15 protein-coding genes and 1 pseudogene are annotated in these 22504 nt (G+C 31.3%); 7 read left to right on the plus strand and 9 right to left on the minus strand.

The window, feature by feature from the left end; translation table 11 throughout:
• Positions 1 to 97 precede the first annotated feature (97 nt).
• Positions 98 to 265 (plus strand): annotated as a pseudogene (locus D3P13_RS01690) (tyrosine-type recombinase/integrase); the annotation flags it as partial.
• 477 nt (positions 266 to 742) lie between these two features.
• On the opposite strand, the gene D3P13_RS22035 reads toward D3P13_RS01690, so the two are convergent.
• The gene (locus D3P13_RS22035) at positions 743 to 1294 is read right to left on the minus strand and encodes a BfmA/BtgA family mobilization protein (protein ID WP_198679936.1); all 552 of its coding nucleotides are present in this window, start codon (positions 1292 to 1294) and stop codon (positions 743 to 745) included.
• Between the two features lie 1384 nt (positions 1295 to 2678).
• Between D3P13_RS22035 and D3P13_RS01700 the strand changes: the two genes are divergently transcribed.
• On the plus strand, positions 2679 to 3782 hold the full coding sequence (locus D3P13_RS01700) for an endonuclease/exonuclease/phosphatase family protein (protein WP_117879568.1): 1104 nt from the start codon (positions 2679 to 2681) through the stop codon (positions 3780 to 3782).
• Between the two features lie 184 nt (positions 3783 to 3966).
• The gene (locus tag D3P13_RS01705) at positions 3967 to 4509 is read left to right on the plus strand and encodes a hypothetical protein (protein ID WP_117879569.1); all 543 of its coding nucleotides are present in this window, start codon (positions 3967 to 3969) and stop codon (positions 4507 to 4509) included.
• A 130-nt stretch (positions 4510 to 4639) separates the two neighbouring features.
• Here D3P13_RS01705 and D3P13_RS01710 read toward each other — a convergent pair whose 3' ends face one another.
• From D3P13_RS01710 to D3P13_RS01725, 4 genes are all read right to left on the minus strand, one after another.
• Positions 4640 to 6055: an alkaline phosphatase gene (locus D3P13_RS01710; RefSeq protein ID WP_117879570.1), complete on the minus strand. Its 1416-nt coding sequence runs from the start codon at positions 6053 to 6055 to the stop codon at positions 4640 to 4642.
• A 241-nt stretch (positions 6056 to 6296) separates the two neighbouring features.
• Complete coding sequence (locus D3P13_RS01715) at positions 6297 to 8021, minus strand: RagB/SusD family nutrient uptake outer membrane protein (protein WP_117879571.1); 1725 nt, start codon at positions 8019 to 8021, stop codon at positions 6297 to 6299.
• Between the two features lie 17 nt (positions 8022 to 8038).
• The gene (locus D3P13_RS01720; protein ID WP_157972799.1) at positions 8039 to 11290 is read right to left on the minus strand and encodes a SusC/RagA family TonB-linked outer membrane protein; all 3252 of its coding nucleotides are present in this window, start codon (positions 11288 to 11290) and stop codon (positions 8039 to 8041) included.
• A gap of 156 nt (positions 11291 to 11446) precedes the next feature.
• A complete protein-coding gene (locus D3P13_RS01725) occupies positions 11447 to 12589 on the minus strand; it encodes a FecR family protein (protein ID WP_198679937.1) in 1143 nt (380 codons plus the stop codon).
• A 163-nt stretch (positions 12590 to 12752) separates the two neighbouring features.
• On the opposite strand from D3P13_RS01725, the gene D3P13_RS01730 reads away from it, so the two are divergent.
• The 3 genes from D3P13_RS01730 (at position 12753) to D3P13_RS21855 (ending at position 15415) form a co-directional block, all read left to right on the plus strand.
• Complete coding sequence (locus tag D3P13_RS01730) at positions 12753 to 13355, plus strand: RNA polymerase sigma factor (RefSeq protein ID WP_117879574.1); 603 nt, start codon at positions 12753 to 12755, stop codon at positions 13353 to 13355.
• Positions 13356 to 14238: 883 nt separating this feature from the next.
• Entirely contained in the window at positions 14239 to 15093 is an 855-nt protein-coding gene (locus tag D3P13_RS01735; protein ID WP_117879575.1) for a CPBP family intramembrane glutamic endopeptidase, read from the plus strand.
• Positions 15094 to 15247: 154 nt separating this feature from the next.
• Positions 15248 to 15415 carry a hypothetical protein gene (locus D3P13_RS21855; RefSeq protein WP_157972800.1) on the plus strand — a complete coding sequence of 56 codons (168 nt, stop codon included), beginning with the start codon at positions 15248 to 15250 and terminating at the stop codon, positions 15413 to 15415.
• 790 nt (positions 15416 to 16205) lie between these two features.
• Here the strand turns inward: D3P13_RS21855 and D3P13_RS01740 are convergent.
• From D3P13_RS01740 to D3P13_RS01755, 4 genes are all read right to left on the minus strand, one after another.
• A complete protein-coding gene (locus D3P13_RS01740) occupies positions 16206 to 17186 on the minus strand; it encodes an NAD(P)-dependent alcohol dehydrogenase (protein ID WP_117879576.1) in 981 nt (326 codons plus the stop codon).
• Between the two features lie 86 nt (positions 17187 to 17272).
• Positions 17273 to 18331 (minus strand): serine hydrolase domain-containing protein, encoded by a 1059-nt coding sequence (locus D3P13_RS01745; RefSeq protein ID WP_117879577.1) that lies wholly within the window; start codon positions 18329 to 18331, stop codon positions 17273 to 17275.
• 98 nt (positions 18332 to 18429) lie between these two features.
• Positions 18430 to 19530 carry an acyltransferase family protein gene (locus D3P13_RS01750; protein ID WP_117879578.1) on the minus strand — a complete coding sequence of 367 codons (1101 nt, stop codon included), beginning with the start codon at positions 19528 to 19530 and terminating at the stop codon, positions 18430 to 18432.
• A 76-nt stretch (positions 19531 to 19606) separates the two neighbouring features.
• On the minus strand, positions 19607 to 20182 hold the full coding sequence (locus D3P13_RS01755) for an ankyrin repeat domain-containing protein (protein WP_232829111.1): 576 nt from the start codon (positions 20180 to 20182) through the stop codon (positions 19607 to 19609).
• A gap of 275 nt (positions 20183 to 20457) precedes the next feature.
• Here D3P13_RS01755 and D3P13_RS01760 point away from each other — a divergent pair, with 275 nt between their 5' ends.
• Positions 20458 to 22500, plus strand: coding sequence for a helix-turn-helix domain-containing protein (locus D3P13_RS01760; RefSeq protein ID WP_117879580.1), 2043 nt, complete (start codon positions 20458 to 20460; stop codon positions 22498 to 22500).
• The last annotated feature ends 4 nt before the right edge of the window (positions 22501 to 22504 follow it).

Raw genomic sequence — 22504 nt, forward strand, 5'->3', positions numbered from 1 at the left:
CTAATGGCTCTAGTTATGGTAACATAATTCCCAATTATTCCTAATTAAAATTCAATTAATATCTCAACATAGTTGCATTTTACCAATGAATTACTAAAACCTAACTTTTCATATGGCTCGGCATACATTTATCACGACGGTCACATTGAGCAACGGTGTACCTATCGAGACCGTTTCAAAATTACTAAATCACTCCAGAATGGCTCCTAAACAAATTTACACTAGGGTCGTTGAGCGAAAAGCAGGTGTTGATATGCAAAAATAACAAGAACAATTCAAAGAAAAATCATCAGGGAATAATTTTATCAAAAACAAAAGTAAATAGTTTTCAAAAAATAAATTATCTAAAAAAGTAGTTGCCGTCTTTTTGCTTAAAGTTGTCTTTAACTTGTCCCAATTTTGGTCAACTGCTTTTTTTGTTTTGAAAACTTTCAGTCCATAAAATTTGCATCGATTTGATATCTTCCATTTTTTGAAAAGTATTAAAAAAAACTTGAAAAAATTGGCTTGCTTTTTTCTTTTTTCAAGTTTAGCCCTGTTTGTATTGTTTATTACTGTTTTATAATGTTTGTATTCAGATACCACCGCTGGTTCATAGCTAGTCCCAATTTTGGTCAAGTATCGGAACAGAGGTTGTCCCGATTTTGGTACACAGAAGATTAGAGCTAATTCACAGCATATCCTTATTTTGGACATGTTGATTAGTAATAATTTTTGCACTATTTTAATCAAGATTGATAGGTTAAATATTATTCTCATTTTTGAATTTTTCAAAATCTTTTTTTGTGGTATTTAGTTTAAAATAGTCTTTTCCCAACGTTCGTTTTTCAAGACTAATTTTATTCATAAATTTTCTAACTTCAAATTTAAACCCATTGAGTTCTTTTTTCATCTTGTAATAATGATCTCGATAATAAGTTAATTCTTCATCTTCTGTAATTAAAATAGGGTCCATAAATTTCTTCTCGACCAACATGGGCACTTCTTCCTTTGCCTTCTCCTCAAAAAGAGAAAACAACATCGCATTAGTAGGTTTCGTTTGATTTTTTTCAATATCTTTGATAATGGAAATGACCCCATTGATTCTTTTTTTGATAAGGTTTTCCAACGTTTGCATTTTTGGCCCTAACGATTCGTTCGGTGAAATCCCATGATTCGCAAAAAATTCTATCATCAATAACAAAGTCATGGACTGTGATTCTGACATCGCTTTAGAAAAACGTCTAAACTTTTTAGCCACAGAGCCTTTTATGCTCAAGCTCTCAAACCGTTCTTTTTCATATCCTTTATCCATTTTTCCGTGAAAAAATTACCTGTTTTACAGGGCTGTCGAGATTTTTCCGTGAAAAACAAAACAAAACCCCATTTTAAATTCTTAAATTACATATTCAACATATTGACAATCAATTTGTTAAAATAAATAATTATCATGTAACATCGCGAAGCGTGTTACCCTCTTGCTCTTCCATTTCGTCCCGATTTCTCGGGACAAAATTATCAGACAACCGATTATCATCGATTGCATTTTTCAAAGTTCAGATACCGAAGTTCTATATTTTGTCAACATCATATCTACCCACTGATGAGTTTTCAAATGAAATAACTTTAAGATCAAAAAAAAAAACTCTATTACCCATTAAAGATATTTCATTTATCCAAAACATGGAAATACAGATTATTGTCAAATGGATCGCTTTACCATCAAAAAATAAAATTTAAAGAAAATCATTCTTCAAAGACGTCAAGTTTTCATAATTTGTTTGTTAAAGTTTTATAACATGAAATGAAAAAAGTGGAAGGATTTATAATTACTCCTATGAATTTTAACTAAAACCAATTTTAAGGGGTGCTTGTTTGATTTCTTTCATACACAACACAATAGATGAAGTGGAGCTTGTCAAGACTTTTAGAAAAGAAATTAGGAGTGTATGCAACGTAGTAAAACCTTTAGGTTTTCAAGGCAGTAGAAACCTTATTTTTTTCTAAAACTTTGTACAGTCTTTACAAGTTCCATAATGGCATTAGCAATTCTTTTAAGACCATTTGTGACGAGAGCGTTACAGGCAGTTTAGTGAACAGAACAAATGGTTTTAATTTAGAATTGGTTATGCCATACCTGTTTTTCGCTGTCCCGAAAAACAACATAGGTTTCCTCTATTATAAACCCCTTAAAATGTTTTGCTTTCTGATAAAAAACGGACTTCCTTCCAAAGAGTATAATTTTTGATAATTCAATCCAAAAAGACTCTAACTAAAAATTTTATTGAAAATTATACTCTTTGGAAGGGTGTCTAAGACTTTTTTAGTGAAGCTCTTTCCTTGAAATGGAGTGCAACGGAAAGAAAGGAATGTGCTGAAAGGTTTCTTAAGGAATTTCATAATTGTAACTATATATCCTAAAAAAAAGCATGTATTGATGGAGTGAATTGCAACTAAATAAAAAAGCTAATTTGGCTTTTGAAGAATAGCTAATTATCGGCGTCAGTATTTTCAAAATAATACAGAAAAAAGTAAAATTCAATCCACAAAATATTAAGAAATTTTGAGAAACAGGAAAAACCCCCTATATAAAAAGGGGGAAAATCCTATTGATTTACAATTTGATTTAATTTATATTGCAATGTATTATATTATTTTGTTGCTAAATCATACTTATATATAAATAAAATCCGTCTATTATGCCATGGTACAATGACCTTCGCCCAATCTCAGATGACAAAAAAATTGATTACGCTTTAATATTCCCATCACTTAACAATTCAGATAGAAAAAGAATAATTAAGGATATTCTTGATTTAAGAATTGACCTTGATGAAAAAATCCCAGGTAAAAATATTGATACAAGTCTATTGTTGGCTTCATGGAATATTAAAGAGTTCGGCCATTTAAAAGAACGCATTCCCGAATCCTATTTTTATATCGCAGAAGTAATCAATAGATTTGATTTGGTAGCTATTCAGGAAATCAAATCAGGTTTAGATGATTTGTTTATCATCATGAGATTATTAGGAAGTAATTGGAGCTACACCATAACGGATATAACAGAAGGAACCGATGGGAATAAAGAACGCTTCGCATACATATTTGATAAGCGAAAAGTAAAACCTTCTGGATTATCAGGTGAAATAGTACTTTGGGATAAATTGACCAAAGACTCAGCAATAAAACAACTTAAAAGATCACCAGCAATAACAGGATTTATAGCAGGTTGGAAATCATTTTCTTTATTAAACATTCATTTGCAACCAGGCAAAGGAGATGCAAGTAAGGAATTCAGAAAAGAAGAAGTTCGACTCTTGATGGAAGCCATAAAAGAGAAACTAAAAAGACAGCACTTTTGGAATGAAAATTTAATTATGCTGGGCGATACAAACCTTTATAAGAACGATGACGATATTGTAGATATCATTAACAAAACGGATTTTAGAGAGGCTGAAAATTTAATTGGTAAGGTTACTAATGTGAGCGAAACAGAGGTATATGATAGAATATTTCTAAATGTTGATAAAACCTTTTTTCATTTAGTTAAAGATAAAGAGGGTAAAGAAAAAGGAAACGTGTACAAGCCTTTTGAAGTAATTTATACAGAAAATAAGAGAAAGGCATATCATAATTTTATGTTAGCACATAAAGATGATTCATCTACTTTAGTTTCTGATGAAACATTTGAAAAATACTACCATCAATACTGGAAACGAAATCAAATTTCTGACCACAATCCAATATGGATAGAAATAAAAATTGATTCTACTGATGAATTTTTAAGAAGCAAGTTGAATTAAGAAATTGTAATACAATTTGATAATCCAATCAATAAAAATAATAATTTGTAGACATATCGGGTAGAGCCAAAATACAGATATAAATATGTTATGGTGAATAAGAAAAATAAATACAAAAACAAACTGTTAAAGGTGTTTAGGGCAGTTTCTCAAATGGAAGCAGAATTATTAAAACTCACGACCAATGCAGGATAATTATATTTATGTTGAAAACGTAAAAGAAAGTGATCTTTTAAAAGCACTTCAAGACTTAGCAAACCTTTATTCTGACACAGGTTTTACAGACGAAATCAATCTTTATCGTAAAAAAGACAACTCTGATTTATATTCAATCGTTTTTACAAATTTGCCTGATTTTGATAGATTTTCATATTTTGTAAATTACCTATACCTCCCCATTGAATTGGATAATTTTGAACCTAAAATTAGAGGGTTTTATCAAGTCAAAAACATAACAGATGATCTAGTATTCAAAACAGGAAATTGGATCCAATTGTTTATGACAAAGAATGAAACTGGCGTAGATGAAGTTAGTGTTGCTAATGAAAATAATGAGAATTATAATATTGATTTTGGAGGTCGTGTAAAAAAATTAAATAAAAAGCTAGAAACTTATCATTTTATTGAGTTTGATTTAAACGATTATTATTTTGTGAAAGTTATAAAACCAAATGAAAAGATGAAATCAACAAATTTAGAATTAAAACCTTGGTGGAAATTTTGGTAAGATTACACCTTTTCCTTTTTATAAAAAAAAAGCGGAGACATGCTCCGCTTTCCTACTAACTCAAAACTACAGTCAAATGTAAAACTGTAAACTTTTAACTTATGGCGATGTAAAATAAAAATTATTCTTTTTAAAAATTATTCTCAACTTCTGCCGCTTCTAGCATAAAATAATGTAATTCTGTGTTTTTAATAAATGGTTTTAGCATTTGGCTTCCTGGTCCAAACATTGCTAATTCTACATAATCAGCTGAATGTTTCATACTAATCCAACCTACCGAATTATGTTGTTGTTGAATTTCCGCTAATACTTTAAAAGGTAGATGTCTGGGATTGTACAATCCATCTTCAGTTTTTAAATCGGTATAATAACTTAATAACTTTTTCGCCTCATCATCAGATAGTATAACATCATTGGCATATTTTACACGTTCTTTTATTCGAGACATAGAAGTTTCTTTTCCTAAACCTTTTAAAATCCAATCATTGGTATGTTTATAATGTTGAATTGAATCAAAATTATCATTAGCTTCATTACCGTAAATTAAACCTGGATTTGCATTACCATGATCTGTGGTTATAATCACTAAAGTTTCTTCATCTTTAGTTGCGAAATCAATAGCTACCTTTATGGCCTCATCATGAGCAACCTGATCTCCAATAAGACCCGAAATATCATTTCCGTGTGCTGCCCAATCTACTTTTCCTGCTTCTACTTGAAGTACAAACCCTTCAGAATGATCTTTCATCAAACTTATTGCTTTCTGAGTCATTTCAGCTAAACTTGGAACATTTTGCAGTAGTTCTTTACTGTTCTCTCTATCTATTGAATAAGGTAAGCCATCATCCGCAAAGACACCTAGAATAGGTCTATTATCTTCCGCCCCCATCATCTGCTTCCTAGTTTTAACTACTTGATATCCGGAAGATATAAAACTAGCATACATATCTTTTTTATCTTTCCTTTTTTCTGAAGAAAAATAATTATCACCACCCCCCATCATTACATCAAATTTCTGCTCTAAGTATTTTTCTGCTATCTTATCTTGAGCGTGTCGCGACTTTTCATTTACGCAAAATCCTGCTGGAGTAGCATGAGTAATCGATACAGTTGTTACGCACCCAGCTTTTTTACCTACACTCTTAAATTTTTGCCATAATGGCATATGAGCTTCTCCTTTGGTGCCCATATTTATAGAACCGCTATATACACGTTCACCTCCACCCCATGAAGAACTTGCAGCGGCAGAATCTGTTACGATAGAACTTGCTGAAGCCATATCCATTAACCCTCTACTTACCAGATTATCCTTGTACAGTTGTAACCAATTAGTCCCCATCCCCGTCTTTCTCGAGAGGTATAAGTCCGCCATATTTAAGGTACCTATACTCATCCCATCACTAATTATTATAATTATATTTTTAGCTTTTTTCCCTCTAAATGTTAAATCATTATTGGTACCACTGGCAAGAACATTGATAGGATTTAATAAAGTTGCTCCTAACGTAAGAAGCGATCCGTTTTTGAAAAATTTTCTTCTGTTCATTATTCTATTATTTTTAATAAAAGTTATTCATAGAATCCGTCTAATCTTTTAGTTTTTGAAGTAGTAAGGCAAAGCATGAGCCTTTAATAATTAGAAAACGGAGTAATGTAATATGTATATAAAAACAGGTTAAGTAATAGATAGAATAGTATGACACTATCCTATCTATTAAAATAATTTTAACCTTACTTATAATGCTTATTGTAAATACTATCTATAACTTCAAAATACATTTAACAAATTACATATAATCTGGATTTTGAGTTAAATTTGGATTATACAGTATGTCATCTTGTGGAATGGGATACAGATTGTACTTTTCATCAACATCTTTACCTTCATGATCTGTATTATTAGATGTCTCCTGACCTTTCCAATCCCAATTATATCCCTTTGTAAATTTATTGAAACGAATAAGATCCGTACGTCTTACACATTCAGTCCATAATTCCCGGGCTCGTTCGTCAAGAATAAAATCGAGGTTTAATTCATTATCAGAAATAGCTCCATTAGCAATATTTTTACTTGAAAAATAATTACCTGAATTATAAGCACGGTTCCGTACTTCATTTACATAATTTAATGCTTCTGTCCTAGAGCCTCCTCCCCCACGCAGAATAGCTTCTGCCGCCATAAGATAAGCATCGGCCTTTCTAAACATTGGATATGCTACACTTACGTACGATTCTCTTTGCTCTTCCCCACTCATTCTATCTTTAGTTACATTTCTCCATTTTGTAAAGGTATACCCAAGAGTAATATTTTTTTCAAAAGACTTGCCTTCTCTCCAAGTTTCCTTTTGATGTGGTTGAACTGGTGATTTACTTTGATCACCGGTAAGTGGTCCTCCATAAAACAAAGCTCGTTTATCTTTTTTATTATCACACCATGGGTCGGAAGGATCATAAGGTTGATCGTCAAGATCAAATTTATTAACTAAGTTGGTTTTTAAACGTCCATTTATATTCCACGGACTGTCATTTGTAATACCCAACTCCAATCCTTGATTTATCATAAATTTATGACTCGAATATTTAATTAAAAAATTTGTTCCTCCACTACTCTGACTATTATCAGCATCATGCGGTTGTGCCCAAATAATTTCTGGACTACCATCATTATCTTTCAAAAAGTTTTCAATATAATTAGGAGCTAACGAAAAATTTGAATTATCAATAACTTTTTTAGAGTATATATATGCCTGCTCATTGTAATCTTTTTTCGTATAAATCTCCCCATTTAAATATAATCGACTTAAGGCAAACCAAGCAGCCACTTGATTAACTCGACCAAATACTTTTTTATCTGCTGGCATTAACTGATCTTCAATATCCAGTAATTCACTTTCGACATAATTAAATATTTCAGTTCTAGTTTTCTGTACCGGATATGTTCCATTGGGAGACGAATCATCTACCCAACCTACTGAACCATATAGATCACAAAGAAGGTAATAACAATAAGCTCTCAAAAATCGTGCTTCTGCACGCCATTGACCAACATCATTTTTAGCCTCGTTATAAACACCATACTCCTCCATAACGTCTTTTTCTGTTTTTCTAATAAACTCATTACAAAGTGCAACAGAAATCCAAAGTCGATAATACATATTACCAACAATCTCCGTGGCTGGGTTCCAATTCATTGTAATCATAGTCCAAGTTCCATTTCCACTTGATGAGTGAAATAAAACTTCATCAGTTGGACATTCTTGCAAATAATACAGGGCACGGTTAAATGTACTTCTTCCTCCATTTTTAGAAATATCGACGTCACCATCTCCTTGGCCTTGAAGCACAAATGATGCGTAACATTTTGCTAATACACCTAAATAACCATCATAAGTTGAATAAACTTCATCCTCTAATAATGAAGTTGATGATATTGGTTGTAAATCTAATTTTTCGCAAGAAGAAAATAGAAAGAGAGCTATAAGTGAAATCTTTATGTATATATTATTTTTCATTGTTTTTGTGCTTTTAATTAAAATTTTAGATTTGCCGTGAACATGAACATTCTAGGTCGAGGGTAACTTGAACCATCAATACCACTGTAAACTTCTGGATCTATACCAGGGTATTTAGTAAGCATTAAAACATTCTGCACACCACAAGATAATCTTAAAGAACCAGCGTCTTTTATTAGTTCTGACATCGTGTATCCTACCGTAATATTATCTAACTTAAAGTAATCTCCTTTATGTAACCAATAATCAGAAAAACGATGTTCTTGAGACCATTCTGGTGTATTATCAAGAGAGTTTTTAGGATTCAATCCATAACTGTCATATAGCGACTCGTTTGATCCACGAGAAGCTGTTTCCCAAAACACATATTGTCCAAAGGCAAAATGACAATTTAATCCAAAATCCCAATCCTTATATCTAGCAGATGTCGATAAACCACCATAATAAGGTACTAAAGAACTTTTTCCTGTATCAAACTTGTTAGAATCATTCGCATCATCATATACAAACTCTTCAGAGCCACTAACACTAGCGTCATAATTAGGATTATAAAATACACCGTCTAAAGGTTTTCCCGTTTCATCATCATAAACCTGTTTTGCTAAAAAGTAAGTATAAGGTGTGTTACCTACTTTATGAATTTGTGAGTATCGACTAGAACCTATACTTCCTGTTTTTATATATGTATCTTCAGGAGCACCGTCATAAACCGTTAATTTTTTTATTTTCGAATTATTATATGCGAAATTTGCATTCACAGACCATTCTAAGTCATCTGTTCTTAGAAGAATTGCACCCAATGAAAATTCAACACCATTACTTTCCATCTCACCAATATTCTGATCTAAGGTGTCCGAAAAATTACTACCTGCCGAGACTCTCACATCTTCCATTAATAAATTATCCGTAAAACGCTTATAAATATCTAAACTACCATATATACGATTATTGCTAATACCCCAATCTAGTCCATAGTTATAGGTAGATGTCACTTCCCATTGAATATTGCGATCAAAGGCATTTGGACGATAGGTTGTATAAAAAACATCTCCAAATCTATATCGTGAATCATCCGTAGACGAGCGGTATGATGCCTGATAGGCATAGTTGTTATTAATATCTTGCTGTCCTGTTTGACCATAACTTAATCGAAGTTTTAAACTAGATAAGTTATCTATATTTTCTAAAAACTTTTCTTCATTAAGTTTCCAGGCAAATGCACCTGATGGAAAATATCCCCATCGCGTTTCTGGAGCAAATCTTGACGAGGCATCTGCACGCATTGTGAAAGTAAATAAATACCTATCGTTTAAGTTATAATTGGCACGTCCAAAGTAGGACATTAAAGCTCGTTCTGAAGCCCCAGAAGAACCTATTTCATAAACTTCATCGTTATCATTCATTAATACAGGTGAATTTTCATATCTACTATAATACTTCTCATAAGTGTGCCCAAATGTTACATCAAGAGCATGTATATCAGCAAAAGTATGTTTATAGTTGGCATAGTACTCTTGAATAGAAATCTTAGAATATGAATCATTTGAAGAATATATACCTATCCCTGTTCCTCCATAACCTCCCCATGTACTAGGAGAATTATCTAATACATTTCTAGAACTAGAATAATCATTTGCAGTGATACCTAAATTTGCAGTTAATGTTAAATCTTCAAACCCATGAATATTATAACTTAGTTTAAAATTTGTTGCCGTGCGGTAATTTTTAGATTCTCCACGTGCCAAGTTTATTGATGCTACCGGGTTTGAAGTATTTGTTGGTAATGTACCCATTTCATCTGCCCCAAACATATAATACCCAAGACCCATATTATTTGGATAAGTTGCATAAACAGGAGCTGTTGGATCCATAAATGCAGCAGATTCTACTGGGCTTGAACTTTCTGGTACATTTCTATAAGTTTCTTTAAAAGTAATATTTGCTTTAAGATGATCATTTAAGAAACTTGGAGAAAGGTTAATAGCAACAGTAGCTAAATCTTTCTTAGAATTCTTAATTGTTCCCTTATCACTTTGATAACCTAAAGAAACACGATAAGGTACATACGGCAGTGCTCCAGTAGCCGAAAAAGTATGCTTTTGTGTAAAACCTAATCTGTAAATTTCCTTTTGCCAGTCAGTATCACTATCCCCTAGCACTGAACCCAAATCTGGATATCTTTTTAAAAACTCAGTTCTAAATTCATCTGCATTATAAACATCTAAAGTTTTAATATTTTTATTAATTGAAAAATCACCACGATAATTAAAAGAAGGAGAAACAGATTTTCCGTCGAATGAAGCTTTACCCCTTTTTGTGGTAACTATTATTACACCGTTAGCTCCACGTGAACCATAAATTGCAGTTGAAGAGGCATCTTTTAGAACCGTAATATTCTCTATATCATCACTATTTAGTTGATTAAAACTTTCACCTGCTATTCCATCAACAACAATTAATGGTGAATTAGAAGCATTCAGGGATGCTCCTTGCCTTATTCGAATGGTACCATCTGAACTCGGACTTCCTGACGGCATCGTAATTTGTAAACCTGCTACCTTTCCTAATAACAAATCTGTAGTTTTTGTTGCACTACCTCTATTATTTTCTTCAGGTTTTATGGAGACAACAGCACCTGTCGCATCTTTTTTACGAACTTGACCATAACCAATAATAACTACTTCATCAAGTTTACTAGCATCTTCATCGAGTATAATGGTTATATTTTTCTCATCACTAACTATAATCTCTTTCGTTATAAACCCAATGTAAGAAGCAATTAATGTAACATTCGCGTTTGAAACCTTTATAGAAAAATTACCATCAAAATCTGAAACGACTCCATTTGTAGTACCCTTTTCAATTATGTTCGCTCCTATTAATGGCACTCCGTTTATATCTTTAATATTCCCAGTTATCTGAATTTCTTGAACTATTACAGAAGCATTCGTGTTTTTACTTTTTTTAGCAGTTTTTATAATAATATTATTGTTTTCTGATAATTCAAAACTCAAATCATTACTTATTAAACTCAATCGAAGCAAATCTTCAACTTTTATAATTCCTTTTTTCAGTTGTAACTTAGGCTTGTTTTCAAAAAGTTTTTTGGGATAGATAAAACGATAGTCTGTTTGTTTTTTAATAATTTCAAATACTTTATCAATTGTAACCATTTGGTCTTCATTAATAGTTACTTTTTGTTGTGAAAAAGCAATATCTGAAGTGAGTCCGAAAACTGATGTACATAATAAAAAAATAAAAGTTCTCATAATCATTGTTAAATACCGCTTTCCACGTAGGAAACGAATATTGATAATTTTAATTTTCATAAATTTGCATGGTGTTAGTTAAACATTTAATTAATACATAGTGGAGGGGCGGAGTTTGATACCGTCAAATTTCAAAACTTCGTTCCCTTTTTTTATTTATTTCAAGATTATTGTTTTTTCAATAATTTTATATTCTTTAATTATTCCAAAATTCTTAATACTAGATAATATATCTTCAATATTTTGGTCTTTACTTAAACTTCCCACGAATTCCTCATCGCTAATTTGTTCATTTTCAAAAACTACATCTATATCATACCATCTTGATAAAACTTTCATTATTTCTCGTAATGATTTACCATTAAAATTAAATAGGCCTTCCTTCCATGATATTTCATTACTAACATCTACTTTTTTTATCAATGATTTTTTTGTTTCCACATCATAATTTAACTGTTGGTTCGGAATAAGAATTTGCTGACTATTACTAAAATTTACAGATACCTTACCTTCAACTAAGGTTGTATAAATATTAGATTCATCTTCATATGCTTTAACATTAAACTCTGTTCCCATAACCACTATTTCTTGAGATTCATTAATTACTACAAATTTTGAATCTCCATTAATAGTACTAGGAGAAACATCAAAAAAGGCTTCACCATAAACTAATTCAACTTTTCGAGTTTCTCCTTTATTAAAACTTACAGGATACTTTAATTTTGAATCTGAATTTAACCATATTTTAGTTCCATCCGAAAGTTTAATAAAAAAATATCCCCCCCGCGGTATGGTCAAATAATTATATGCAACTTCTCCAACATTTTTCTGTTTTGCTTCATAAATAAGTTCCTCACCATTACTCTCCGCATTTTGTGTATGTAAAGTATCTCCTTTCTCTAATGTGAGTTGTGAGCCATTATCTAAAGTTAATATCGCCTTATTTATACCAGGGTTAATTTCATTATTTACAATGATAGGTTCTTTATTCGCTGTTCTATTATGAAATACCTGGTCCTTAAATAAGTAAATAGAAAAAATCAATCCAATGATCATAGCAGCCGCTGCATATCTATAACCTATTTTATTTTTTATTCTATAAGCTAATGATTTTTCCTTTTTTATTACAAAAAGTAGTTCTGCAAGTGTTTTTTTATGGTCTGGATCATTCATATTATAAGTTATGGCATAATGCATTTGTACAAACTCACTAAATAATTTCTTATTCTCAGGTAGCTTAATCCATTCAAAAAGTAAATCCAATTCATGAGCCGTAGCTGACTGATTTAAGTATTTCACTATTATTTTTTCAATTTGCACAGACATCTTTATTTTGATTTCTTTATTACCTATTACAATACAAAAGTCAATAACCCTTCCTTTTTGTAAAAAAATATTTCACTTTTAATTATTAAATTAAGATATTTATGCTCTAAAAAATATGAATTTGTAAATTTTATCTATGCTATTTTCATTTAAAGATGATTCTAAATTGATTGAGCAACTTATGATTGGCAACGAAAATGCTTATACATACTTGGTCACTAGTTATCACAAACCCTTATATATTTATGCTTTAAGTCTTACCAATGATAATGCTAGTGCTCAAGACATAATTCAAAACGTATTCTTAAGAACATGGAAATTCAGAAAACGCTTAAATCCTGATTTTTCTATAAAAAACTTTCTTTACAAAACAACTTATAATGAATTTATAAATGATTATCATAGGACAAAAGCCATCTCCCTTTTAGAACGCACTTATATTGAAGCTTTAAATGAAAGTATTGATGAAAACAATTCTGAACTAATAAAAAAGAAGATAGACTTTGTTAATGATGGCATCTCCAATTTACCACCTAAATGTAAAAAAACATTTTTGTTAAGTAAAAAAGAAGGGCTTACTAATATTGAAATATCTGAATATCTTGATATTTCAATTAAAACTGTTGAAGGTCATATCTCTAAGGCATATTCAATACTTCGGAAAAAATGTGGGGGTAAATTAAGCAATATTCTCATTATCCTATTTAACAATAAGCAATTGAAATCTAAATATTATTAATTCTTATATATTAAATAAATTGATTTTTTGAATAATTGTATTATAACTTCAATTCAATTATAATGTTAAGTTAAAAAATGTCTTAAAAAGTATGGTTAAATAGACTAGAGATGACAAGCAAGTTTCTAAAAAGAGCTATAATTTTAATTAATCTCTCTTAACCCATTTCAAAAATCTCACCATAAGCAATATCAATTCCTTAACAATCAAAAACGGCATCAAAAACAACCGTTCATATTGCTTCATCTTATTGTCAAAATGAGTGTTATATCGCTTTTCATTTCTCATCCTTTAATTTACAAAAAAGGTTGCGGAAAAAGTAAAATTTACACCCTCAATTCTTCATAAAATTCGGTTGCATTTATACCAAAAACCAATGGCAACATTATCCGTATTTTGTTGCATTAGTGCTATTCCGTATATTATTTTTTAACAAGGTCAATGCTGAGAATTTTACAAACTATAAAGTTAAATATAGTTTCATATAAAATAATTTATATAAGCATAATCTACTGAATTCAAAACTTCTAAAAAACGAGATCCAAGTCACCCCAAATTTAACCAGATTTAAAATAGAAAAAAGAGAGAATAATCAATTTTGACGAAGTCTAGAGCTTCACCGTGTATAGTGACCTAATTCTCTCAATCATTCTTTTTGATTAAGGTCAAATTTATTAAAAGACAAATCTAAGACATGTAAAATTAATTGCTAGTGCAAGCCCACTTACGAACTCCGAAACGTCTGAACTCGCGATTTTTTTATTCGATTTTATTTGTTAAATTAGTTACCTAAACACATACAGAAAGTCATACACAGACTCTTTAGGTAAATTGTAACAAAACAATATTGAATTCGTCATCTTTAAAACCTAACTCAAAGGAAATGTCAGAAACTGCATCGAAAATTAAAGAAGCCTGGAAAACAATAATTTTATTTTTAATAATACTTACGGTTTTAAGTTCAATAGCATATTATGCAATTTTAAAATTAAACCCAACAAGTCTTTATGTTGGTTCTCTGATGATTTCGCCAGCTTTAGCAGCATTCATTACACTAAAAATTAAGAAAAGACCAATTTCAAGTTTACCTTGGAGCTTAAAACGCCTTAAATACCTGAAACTTTCGTATATCACTCCAATACTATATGTTTCGATTGCATATCCCTTAATTTGGTTATTTGGTTTAGGAAAAATTATTAATACCGAAACAATTACAGACTGGAGTAATGAACTAGGTATAGCCGAATCTAATCAATCACTTGTAATAATAGTAATGATTGTTCTATTATTAACTGTCGGTGTAATCAAAAATTTGGGTTCTACATTGGGTGAGGAAATTGGATGGCGTGGTTTTTTAATATTCGAATTGAGAAAAGTAATGTCTTTTAAATCACTAGCCATTGTAAGTGGAATAATTTGGGCAATTTGGCATTTCCCTATAATCAATTTGATGTATGGAAGTGGTGAATACCTTTTTTTACATATAAGTGCTTTTACTATAATGATAATTGGAATATCGGTAATATTGGCCTATTACACTTTCAAATCCAATAGTTTGTGGCCAGCAGCTATCTATCACTCTATTCACAATATTTATATTCAAAAAATATGCACTCCTTTAACCATTTCTAATGATAAAACTTCCTTCTGGATTGATGAATATGGCCTCATGATTCCTATTGTAACGACAATTTTTGCTATATACTTTTGGAGAAAAGCTAGTAAAGAGAATTTATAAAATTTGAACCATTTATTTGAAGAATGTATAACTTGTGGTATTAATGAATATAAAGATATTGAGCAAACGATTTTTACAATGGTATTAGAAATAATATCGTATTAGTAATGTAATAATATTACTGTCGTCTATACTCTAAATATCAAACTTAAAAATGAACTTATTATTCAAATCTATACAAGGAAAAAAAGAAATTTTAAGTCTATATGACGAAAAATTGAAAAAATTAAATATTGTTGTAAAATTACAAGGTCGTTGGTACCAATCTAATTACGATTATTGCAGCCAATCTATAGAGGGAAAATCACCCATTTTGAGCTAAGAAATAAAATAATTTTTGAAGTATAAAAAAAGGATAAGCCTATTAAGTCTTATCCTTTATCCGATTGATAGAATAGTTTTCATATTAATTAAGTTAATAACTATTTTGTCTATAATTTGACCAAAATGTTCTTTTTCCAATTTTTGATGGAAAAAACGGTATAATTTCCCATCTTTCTGATGATGTTTTAAGTATAGTGTTCATAATTTAAAGTTTTAAGAGATTATTGTTTTTTTTTTAATCTAACTGTATCGTCTATTAGTATTCCAAATAATACTTGATGCATTTCCTAAAGATAATTTCACTCTGTTTTTTAATGTTCTCATAATTTTTGTTTTTTTAATTATTAATTGTTTTATTCTAGTTGTATCTTCTATTGTCATTCCAAATACGACTTGATGCGGTTCCTAATGTTAATTTCAATTTGTTTTTTAATGTTCTCATTTTATTTGTTTTTATAATTAATAATTCTTGTTATTTAGTTGTATCGTCTTTTTGTATTCCAAATACAACTAGATGCGTTTCCTAAAGCTAATTTTACTTGATTTTTAATAGTTCTCATTTTATTTATTTTTTAATTAATGAAGGTCTACCCCTATAAATGGCTGATTAGTTGATAAACAACTTTGAATAAAAAAAACTTGGTTCTGTCCAACGAATTTTTCTACTATCTTTTATAGTTAAATAGTAAACTATACTTCTAGATTCAGATGGCACTTGATTGATGAAATTTCTCATGATTGATGTTTTTAGATTTTATGTATTGTTTGTACTTAAATAATAATTGTTTTTATTTTTTTTTGATACTTAAGACTACATTTCCTGTTTTATGTCCAGTTTCAATATATCGGTGAGCATCGGCAACTTGTTCCAATGAATAGTGTCTATCGATTACGGACCTCAATTGTCCGTTCTCCATAAGTTCCTTGATTTCTATTAAAAAAGTTCGAATTGTTTCAATAGGAAGTGTTCCTGTTGCCGAAAACAAAGCCTTTTTACTCCCGAAAATAGCCGTTTTCACCATCTGAAAAAGTAGTGACATACTGAGTACAGGCGAAATAAAAGCTCCGTTTTTCGTCAATGAATTTTTACACTTTGCAAACGTACTTTTTCCCACAGTATCATAAATAATATCATAAGTTTTGCCGTTGTTAGTAAAATCTTCATGGGTGTAATCAATTACGTTATCGGCTCCGAGGGACTTTACCAATTCTAAATTTCGAGTACTACAGACGGCTGTAATTTCAGCTCCAAAATGTTTAGCAATCTGTACCGCTGCTGTACCTAAACTCCCAGAGGCACCATTGATCAAAATACGTTGACCGACTTTGATCTTTGCCAATTTCTTAAGAAAATTCATCGATGTTATATGTCCGTCTCCGACAACTGCGGCTTCTTCATACGATATATTTTCAGGTTTTAAGGCAATTATCCCTTCCTCTTCAATACAAACATACTCTGCATGGGTTCCGAAATGGAAAAGTGATTCCCCAAAAACGGAATCTCCGATTTTGAACAATTGCACTTTTTCTCCAATAGCTTCTATTTTACCTGAAAAACCAGTTCCTGCAATTGCATTCTTCGGCTTTGTAAGTCCCATAAATAATCTTCCTATGAGAGGATACCCAGTTCGCATCATAGTCCCCGCGGTGGTAATAGTTGCGGCGTAAATTTTTATAAGAACTTCGTTGTCCTTTGGAACAGGTTTTTCAACATTCCTTAGTTGAAGTACATCTGGTGATCCGTATTTTGTAGTTATTATTGCTTTCATATTTTAGTTTTTATTTAAGGCAAATGTAAGTGTAGGGTATAAGCCAGTCGTTCGGGTTTGAAAATCAGAACTAATTTGAAGAATCCTTAATTTTCATAAAAATCCCAGTTATGAGCTTTTCTTTTGCGTATTATTTTCACAATGCGGCTATAAAAGACTTCTGATAAGTTCCAGTTGTATCCGTCAAAATTGGTAGTATTGGTAAATTGAACTACAACTACGTCAATGTCTTTGTGGTATTTTGCAATACTCTGATAACCCACAACCAGTCCTGTATGTTCGTACTCATAGATAGACGAATATATTTCTTGTTCACCCGCTTTAAACACAGAACCGTCGTTTAAAGCTCGGATGAATATACCTACATCTTCTGCGGTAGCCACCATACCTTGATCTTCAAACTTAAAATCTTCATCAAATCCAACATAATAACCACTCATCATGTCGTCAATATTTACATCATTCACTGATCCAAAAGTGTTTTTTAATCCGAGTGGCATTAATATTTCTTCTTTGATGTATTGAAAATGATCATAACCCATTATCTTTTTAATAAGTTCACGAAGTAATAAATAATTGGTGTTTGAATACCCATAATCAGTATCTGGTGCAAAACTTGCTGGCATATCAAATGCGTAGGCAAGAGCTTCCTGGTGATTTGTGGAAGGTTTGTCCCAGAACTTAGGATGGTCAACGTAATTGGGTATGCCACTGCGGTGCTGAACCATCATTCTTAACGTGATTTTATCTGCATGTTCAATTTTACCAACCATTTCAGGAAAATGATGGGCAAGGGTTTCATCTAAAGATATTTTTTTACCATGTACTAACTTGGTAATCGACACCGCAACATAAAGCTTACTGATACTAGCAATCTTAAATAATGATTTTGGGTTCGCAGGTATTTTGTACTCTCTGCTTTTTAATCCTGAAGCATAGAATGCGGGTGCCTTACCAGCTTCATCAATATATACAATCATGCCGTCAAATCCGTATTCAATAGCAGTATTCATTTGTTCTTGAACAGTATCAGGTAGTGGTGTAACCCATGCTTTAACAATGGTCCAAGGTACAAACCATAAAGAGCCAATGCTTAGAGCAATAAATAGTATTCTTAATATATTTTTTGTTTGTCTTTTCTTCATGATTTCATATTTATTTTGAACGTTTGTTTATCTTTCTTTTATCAGTATCAGATGAGTCTTCTATAGCAAAATCTAATGGACTTTTTATATTCAACAAATCAATTTTTTTGTATTCTATTATCCTCCAATTTTTGCCTTTCTCTTTTGTTGAATTTCCATTTCAAACCGAATAATGGTTTTAAGAAACCAATTCTTCTAATGATAAATTCATAAATGACGTAACACGCCAAACCAGTAAAAGCTACTATGGTTATAAATTTTAAGAGAATGGGTATTTTCAATGGTAATATGAGCATAGCACCAGCATACAATACAAACATGTGAATTATATACACCGGATATGCTGCTTGGCTTAAATAGCTTAGTGTTTTATTGGGTTTGTTCAAGTATTTATATCCAAAACCAAATACTCCAAAAATCCAGAAATTAGATTCTATTGCCATAAGATACCCAGGTGCTTCAGTAGCAAAGAGTACGAATCTGATACCATACAGACTGATAGCTAAACCAGTATAAAGCCATCTCCATTTCAAAACAGTTTGCCAGAATGTTTTACCACTATACACAAAAAGGAAACCAAAAAAGAAGGCAAGAAACCCATTAAAAAAGCCATGCCAAGTCTGGGCATACATTGCGAACTGTTGAGGTTTTATTAATAAAACCTCAATAACAAAAAACAGGGATATCAATAAAGGTCCACTGGGATGGCTCATTACAGCCGATAAAAATCTTTTGAATTTACCGTTTTTATGCTTTTTCAGATAGTAATAAAGCGGTAAAAGTAAGAGTACATACACAAAAATATTACCTAGAAACCATAAATGACCTTGATGGGGGTAATAGCCTAGTGTCATATTATAGTATTTCTGAAAAATAAACATGTGCAATGGTGCAATGGCCAAAATACCAAAGGTAAAAGGCAACAAAATTCGTTTTGTCCGTTCCAAAAGTAATTGCTTCCAGTTACGTTTACGCATGGCGAAATAGAGCCCCATTCCTGATACGTAAAACAAAAGTGGAATTCTCCATACGTTGAGCATGGTCATAGGTGTCCATAATGCCTCTATAGCTTCATTACTCTTTATAAATCCAATAAATAGGGCCCAAGGTTGAAAAATGATGGCTATATGATAGATAAGTAATAAACCAATAGCAATTACCCGTAACCAATCGATATCATGTCTTCTTTCTGATGTCATTATAGTTTTTTTAATTAATTAGTGTCTGTTCTTAGTATCAGTGTCTGAGTTAGAATGTATCTTGTTGGTCTTTAATTTATTCTAGCATCATAGCAATTACTGGACGCGTTTTTTCAATTTCTGTCAAATCAATCTGTAAGCCAAGTGGACCTAATTGCTGTTGAAGCATTTCATAGAAGGGTTTTACTTCCGTAAAAGGCCCCATAACACTTTCTCTTGGTGTTGCACCAAAGTTGTTTTTTGAAGTCTTATCAGCTTTGGCATCAATAAGTAGTTGAACTATTTCAACCCTACAAAAGAATGCAGCGACATGCAAAGCTGAAGCCCCATCATTATTTTTAATATTCAAATCTGCTTTAGCTTCCATTAATATTTTTACCATATTGATTTTTCCAAAAGTTGCAGCTGAAATTAAAGGTGTTGCCCCACTCATTTGATCTTTCATATTGATGTTGGTACCTGCTGCTATATGTTGTTTAACAATTGAGAGGTCACCGGACATTATAGCCGTTTGAATGTCAGTTTTTGGTTGCTCTACTTTGGTTTCAGATTTTAAATTATTTTCCGACCTAGTGTCAGTGCTTTTTGTTGATTTTGTGCATGCATTGGTTATTAATAGGATAATGAATGGAATGATAATTAATGTTTTCATTGAATTAATTTTAAAAGTTTTCATGATTTTGATTTTTAAGATTATAATTATTAATTTTTGTTGACACAAAGATGCAATGAAAGGAAAGGCGGTACTTATAAGCTATGTTACTTAATATGTAAAGTTTGAGAAAACAATAAAAATTATGATGCAGAAGTATAAATTATGACGCAAATTTTAATTATTGAAAAAATATGCAAAGGCATATTGTGTATGTAATTGTATTAATTTTGCTAATTTAGGCACAGCAAAAAAAGTATGTCAAACGGACCAAAATGGAATTAGATTTTATTGATCAAATAGAATTTATTGTTTTAGAGAATCTTTCTAATGAACAATTTGGTGTTTCTGAATTGGCAGAAATTATGAACATGAGTCGTTCTAACTTGCTCAGAAAAATTAAGAAGAATACCAAACTCTCAGCAAGTCAATTCATCCGTCAGGTGCGTTTAAAAAAGAGTATGGAAATGCTCAAGGAACCCTCATTAAATATTTCTGAGATTTCTTTTCAGGTTGGCTTTGGTAGTACTTCCTATTTTATTAAGTGCTTTCGAGAATTTTATGGGTATCCTCCTGGTGATGTAGGAAAAAGAACATTAGTAGATGAAAATGTAGCTATTAAAACTAGTCCTTTTAAAAAATACAAGTGGCACATGTTAATAGCGGTGTCTCTGATAGTAATCGTTGTTTCAGTCTTGCTACTCAATAAAAAAAGTATAGATATTACTAAAATTGAGCTTGAAAAATCTATTGCGGTATTGCCTTTCAAAAATGAAAGTAACGATTCTTTAAACCTATATTTTGTAAATGGGCTTATGGAATCTGCTTTGAACAACCTACAGAAGATTGGAGACTTACGTGTTATCAGCAGAACCTCTGTAGAGAAGTATAGAAATGCTAATAAAGGAATTCCAGAAATAGCAAAAGAGCTCAATGTTAATTACTTAGTAGAGGGTAGTGGTCAACGCATTGGAGATCAAGTTTTGCTCAATATCAAATTGATTGAAGCTTCAAGTGATAGACCTATTTGGGTTGAACAATATAGTCGTGAAATTGAAGATGTATTTACACTACAGAATGAAGTAGCAAAGAAAATAGCAGCTGCTATTGAGGCCATTGTGACACCTGACGAATTAAAACAAATTGAGAAATTACCTACTGAAAATTTATTGGCCTATGATTATTACCTCCAAGGGCTTGAAATTTATAATACAAGACCCAAGGAAGGTTGGATAAAGGCCATTCCGTTATTTGAGAAAGCCATCGAGCAGGATTCTCAATTTGCGTTGGCCTATGCCAATATTGCTTTTTCCTATTACTATATCGACATATTTCAAAAGGAAAAACAATATACTGAACAAATTAATTCTAATGCAGACAAGGCGTTATTATATGATGCCAAATCTGCCGAAAGTCTTATCGCTAAGGCCTTATATTACATGCATATAAAGGAATATAGATTAGCAGTACCTCACCTTGAGAAAGCACTAGAATATAATCCTAATTCATCTTCAGTGGTTAATTTGCTTTCTCATTTATACGCCAATTACATACCCAATACTGCAAAATATCTTACATATGCTTTAAAAGGAATACGGCTCGATATTGCCACTAATGATTCAATTATACAAAGTTTTACCTATTTACATCTAAGTAATGCATTTATTCAAAATGGTTTCATCAAGGAAGCAAACACTTATATTGATAAGTCTTTAGGGTATAATCCAGACAATTATTATGTTCCCTATATAAAAGCGTTTATCTTGTATGCTAAGAATAAAGATATTGAACAAACTAAAGCATCTTTAATAGATGTGTTGCAAAAGGATTCTACAAGGTTAGATATATTACAAGAAGTAGCAAAGTTGCATTATTATCAAGAGGATTATGATACTGCTTTTTTATATTATGAAAAATTTGTTGAAACTAGAAAAAAACATGGTATAGATATCTATCCTCAAGAAGATGTCAAGATTGCTTTGGTCTATAAAAAGAAGGGTTTGGATACGGAAGCTGCAGAACTTTTCAATTCATATGTCAGATATTGTGAAAAGGACCAATCCATATACAAAAGTGCTAGTATGGCGGTAAAGTACGCGTATGAAGGTAAAAACGATAAGGCGATAGAGCAACTCAAAGTTTTCGCAACACAAGATAATTTCCAGTATTGGTTATTGCTATTCATGGAAATAGACCCGCTCATTACACCATTGAAAAGTCATCCAGAGTTTGACGAGGTTATCAAAAAAATTAGTGACGGGTTTTGGGAAAATCATACTCAACTCAAAAAGTCGCTAGAGGCAAAAGGATTGATTTAATTAC

Origin of the sequence: Aureibaculum luteum, from assembly GCF_003449015.1 — a bacterium.
Classification (GTDB): domain Bacteria; phylum Bacteroidota; class Bacteroidia; order Flavobacteriales; family Flavobacteriaceae; genus Aureibaculum; species Aureibaculum luteum.